This is a genomic window from Roseiarcus sp. (assembly GCF_052145395.1).
GTDB lineage: Bacteria > Pseudomonadota > Alphaproteobacteria > Rhizobiales > Beijerinckiaceae > Roseiarcus.
This window is the reverse complement of sequence record NZ_JBKQOT010000170.1, coordinates 1-2,701: the sequence shown is the minus strand read 5'-3', so window position 1 is coordinate 2,701 and position 2,701 is coordinate 1. Positions and strand designations below refer to the sequence as shown.

Here is a 2,701-nt window from a genome sequence, read left to right as displayed (position 1 = left end):
CCAAGCTCGCGGGCGGCGTCGCGGTGATCCGCGTCGGCGGCGCGACCGAGGTCGAGGTCAAGGAGAAGAAGGACCGCGTCGACGACGCCCTCAACGCCACCCGCGCGGCGGTCGAGGAAGGCATCGTTGCGGGCGGCGGCGTTGCGCTGCTGCGCGCCAAGGCCGCGGTCGCCAAGCTCAAGAGCGAGAACGCCGACGAGGAGGCCGGCATCAAGATCGTGCTGCGCGCGCTCGAATCGCCGATCCGCCAGATCGTCGAGAACTCGGGCGTCGAGGGCTCGATCGTGGTCGGCAAGATCCTCGAGCACAAGTCGGAGACCTACGGGTTCGACGCTCAGACCGAGCAGTATGTCGACATGATCGACGCCGGCATCGTCGATCCGGCCAAGGTCGTGCGCGCCGCGTTGCAGGACGCAGCCTCCGTTGCGGGCCTCCTGATCACCACCGAGGCAATGGTCGCCGAAGTGCCGAAGGACAAGCCCGCCCCGGCGATGCCGGGCGGCGGCGGCATGGGCGGCATGGACTTCTGAGTCCAAGCGGCTTCACGCGTACGGAAAGGGCGGCTTCGGCCGCCCTTTTTGTTGACTCGCTTTGACGTCGATTGACGGACGACGCGCGCCCGGTAAATGCTTTCGCCGGAGGCGCGTGCCATGTCCTCGGCGAAGCCAATCATTTTCATCAGCTATGCTCACGCCGACGAGCCTGACCCGCCTGAGGAGCCGTCCCAGGGCAAGATTCGGTGGCTGAGCTTCGTGATGAAGTTTCTTTGGCCGGGCGTGAAGGGCCGAAAGTACGAACTGTGGATAGACCGGCTCATGCCAGGGGGCGCGGACTGGAACCCGGAAATCGAGACGCAGCTCCGCGCCTGCGACGTCTTCGTCCTCCTCGTTTCCACGCACTCCACCAGCTCGGACTACATCGTCGACAAGGAAATCCCGATCGTTCGCGAGCGGCAGCGGAACGGCGACGGCGTCTGGTTCTATCCGCTGCTACTCGACTGGACGCCCAAGGCGGGGCTTGAGCGGTCAACGACAAGAACCTTCGTCCGCGCGACGCCAAGCCGTTTTCGAGTCTGTCGCCGAGCGAACGCAGCCGGCAGATGGCGGAGGCCGCCGACGAGATCGCCGACGTTGCAAAGGGAATAGCGGAGAAGAAGGCCGACGAAATAACCCTAACCCTAACGCAGATTTTGGATCTCGCTGAGACGGCGCGGATCGCGTCGGGCAAGCCGGAACCGCAGACCGCTATTGCCGGCCTTCCCGAGACCCCCTACGAACGCTTGGTCGGGCGCGACGAGGACCTGAAGAAGCTTTCCGAAGCCTGGAGCGACGACAAGACCAAGATAATCTCGCTGGTCGCCGAGGGCGGCGCGGGCAAGTCGGCGCTCGTCAACGAGTGGCTGACCCGCCTGCAAGCCGACGGGTATCGTGGCGCGGATTGCGTGCTCGGCTGGTCGTTCTACAGCCAAGGCTCGAAGGAGCGCGCGACCGCAGCGGACGAATTTCTCGACTGGGCGCTGGCGAAGCTCGGCGTGAAACTCGAATCGACCAGCGCAACCGCCAAGGGCGAGGCGATCGCCGAGGCGCTGATGGCGCGGCGCATGCTTCTCGTGCTCGACGGTGTCGAGCCGCTGCAGCACGGGCCGGGTCCTCAACAGGGCCAGCTCAAGGACCAGGGTCTGCGGGCGCTTCTGCGTCGCTTCGCCGCCGCGCCGCCGCGAGCGGATCACGGCCTGATCGTGCTGACGAGCCGCCTCGCCGTCGCCGACATCCAGCGCTTCAAGGACAGCGCGGCCCCGGTCGTCGATGTCGGAAGGCTGTCGGACGAAACGGGCGCAGAGCTGTTGCGCGACAATGACGTGTGGGGGATCGACAAGGAGCTGAGGCAGGCCTCGGATGATTTCGGCGGCCATCCCCTCGCGCTGACGCTGCTTGCGAGCCTGATCAAGGAAACGCAGAACGGCGACGTGCGCCGGCGCGATCATATCCGCGGCCTGCTCGCCGATGCCGACGATCCCGGCCACGATCACGCGAGGCGGGTGATGGAATCCTATGAGAGAGAATGGCTCGCCGCACAGCCGGTCCTGCTCGCCATCCTCTATTGCGTCGGCCTGTTCGACCGCCCGGCGAGCGGCGATTGCCTCAAGGCCTTACGCACGAAGCCGACGATACGTGGGCTGACCGATGAGCTTGCCGGACTCAAAGAAGAGCAATGGCGGCGCGCCGTCGCCCGCTTGCGCGAGGCGCGGCTGCTGTCGCCGGCCGACCCATCCGATCTTGAAGCGCTCGACGCCCATCCGCTGGTGCGCGAATGGTTCGGCGAACGGCTCAAGGCGACGAACGAAGCGGCGTGGAAAGCCGCGCACAGCCGTGTCTATGACTATCTTCGCCGCACGACGCGCGAAGGCACGACGCCGACGCTTGCTGATCTCGCGCCACTCTATCAGGCTATCGTCCACGGCTGCCGCGGCGGGCGGCACCGAGAAGCGCTGGAGAACATCTATAAGAACAGAATCTGCCGCTTGGCACCGGACGGCCTAATCGAATTCTATGCGAGCAAGAAGCTAGGTGCTGCAGGCAGCAATCTTGCGGCAATCTCTTGGTTCTTCGACAGGACCTATGAAACGCCTGCAGGAACACTGAGGCCGCAGCATCGGTCCTGGGTCCTAAGCTCGACTTTGCCCATTTTTGCGCGCCTGTTT

3 protein-coding genes are annotated in these 2,701 nt (G+C 65.3%); all 3 read left to right on the top strand.

The annotated features are described in order from the left end of the window. Nucleotides 1-530 (top strand): TCP-1/cpn60 chaperonin family protein (locus ACLP25_RS06025; RefSeq protein ID WP_442468322.1); only part of this gene is annotated, 530 nt, incomplete at its 5' end. A gap of 120 nt (nucleotides 531-650) precedes the next feature. Next, on the top strand, nucleotides 651-1,145 hold the full coding sequence (locus tag ACLP25_RS06020; protein WP_442468321.1) for a toll/interleukin-1 receptor domain-containing protein: 495 nt from the start codon (nucleotides 651-653) through the stop codon (nucleotides 1,143-1,145). Beyond that, the coding region (locus tag ACLP25_RS06015) for an ATP-binding protein (protein WP_442468320.1) at nucleotides 1,100-2,701 on the top strand (1,602 nt) is incomplete at its 3' end. The genes ACLP25_RS06020 and ACLP25_RS06015, both read left to right, overlap by 46 nt.